The following is a 358-nucleotide window of genomic DNA, read 5'->3' as shown; positions in this document are numbered from 1 at the left end:
GGAGGAGACCGCCCCAGTCAAACTACCCACCAGACACTGTCCGCAGCCCGGATCACGGGCCTACGTTAGAACATCAAACATTAAAGGGTGGTATTTCAAGGTTGGCTCCACGCAGACTGGCGTCCGCGCTTCAAAGYCTCCCACCTATCCTACACATCAAGGCTCAATGTTCAGTGTCAAGCTGTAGTAAAGGTTCACGGGGTCTTTCCGTCTTGCCGCGGGTACACTGCATCTTCACAGCGAGTTCAATTTCACTGAGTCTCGGGTGGAGACAGCCTGGCCATCATTACGCCATTCGTGCAGGTCGGAACTTACCCGACAAGGAATTTCGCTACCTTAGGACCGTTATAGTTACGGC

General features: G+C 53.5%; 1 rRNA gene. It reads right to left on the bottom strand.

The window, feature by feature from the left end:
- Nucleotides 1-358, bottom strand: a 23S ribosomal RNA gene (locus AC1DMK_RS31195); the annotation flags it as partial.

Source organism: Rhizobium sp. 05L419 (assembly GCF_056397845.1).
This window is presented reverse-complemented; position numbering and strand designations above follow the sequence as displayed.